Here is a 1,307-nt window from a genome sequence, read left to right as displayed (position 1 = left end):
GGATCAGGATGGCGGGCACCATCTGCTTGAAGCCGTTGGGCAGGCAGTCCATCAGCTCAGTGAAGCTCATGGCCCGGCGCACCATGAAGAAGATCATGGTAAAGATCAGGGCAACCAGGGAGCCGAGAGGCAGGGCGTCAAAGGCGGAGGTATTGGCGAAGGCGGTGATGAGGTCGGTGCCGCCGTTCTGGTAGCCCACATAGACCATGGAGCCCACGCAGCACCCCACCAGCACAAGCACCGGCAGTACCAGATCAATGACCTTGCCATTGGGATTGAACTTCATCTCTTCCACACCGGCAAAGGGGCGTTCGGGCGTGGTGTAGAGGTCGCCCTTGGCGGCGTTGTTCTCATGCTTGCGCATGGGACCGTAGTCGATATTCAGGCAGGTCATCACAACGATGAACACCAGGGTCAGAATGGCGTAATAGTTGTAGGGGATGGCTTTCAGGAAGATCTGGAAGCCCACCTCCTCGTTGCCGATGATACCGGTGACAGCCGCCGCCCAGGAGGAGACGGGCATCATAATGCACACAGGGGCCGCGGTGGCGTCGCACATATAGGACAGCTTGGCGCGGGAGATGTGGTGGCCGTCGGTGACGGGCCGCATCACATTACCGGTGGTCAGGTTATTGAAGTAGTCGTCCACGCCCAGCACGATGGCCAGGATGAAGGTGGACCACAGGGCGCCGGACTTGGTCTTGATATGGCTCACAGCCCAGTCGCCATAGGCCTTGGAGCCGCCGGCCCGAATCATCAGGGCTACCATGGTGCCCAGAATGACCAGGAACATCAGAATGCCCATGTTGCCGCCGGCATTGGATGTCAGGCGGGAGACAAAATCCTGGAACGCATCAATGGGGCTGCCGTTGGTATACAGGAAGCAGCCCACGATAATGCCCAGGAACAAAGACGAATACACTTCCTTGGTGATCAAAGCCAGGACGATGGCCGCCACCGGCGGGAGCAAGGATGCGACGGTGCCCCAGACAAAGCTGGTATGCTCCACGTCGCCCTCGGCAAATGCTGCTGTCATCAGGACACATACAAGTGCGAAAATGACCAGCAGGAATTGGCCGAACCGTTTCATACGTGGTGAATTCATAATGGCCCTCCTATGAAATTGTGAATCCTAAAAGCTCCCCAACCCAAGGACTCGAGGGCTATCATACAAGATTGTTAACAGTTTGACAATAGATTTTTGCAAATCTTAACACACTTTGTCAATATCCGACAGAATAATCGCTAAATTTTTGTAAAAAAAGTCATGTGCTGCGCAAAAACCCCCCCCCGCTCCAAGAGCGGGG

1 protein-coding gene is annotated in these 1,307 nt (G+C 55.9%); it reads right to left on the bottom strand.

Annotated elements, in window-relative coordinates; translation table 11 throughout:
• Nucleotides 1-1,105: Na+/H+ antiporter NhaC family protein (locus tag HMPREF0372_RS13250; protein WP_230979303.1), on the bottom strand; the 1,105-nt coding region annotated here is incomplete at its 3' end.
• Nucleotides 1,106-1,307: the final 202 nt, after the last annotated feature.

The organism is Flavonifractor plautii ATCC 29863 (assembly GCF_000239295.1).
Taxonomy (GTDB): Bacteria; Bacillota; Clostridia; order Oscillospirales; family Oscillospiraceae; genus Flavonifractor; species Flavonifractor plautii.
The sequence above is the reverse complement of the archived record's forward strand: the minus strand, read 5'-3'. Positions and strand labels throughout refer to the sequence as shown.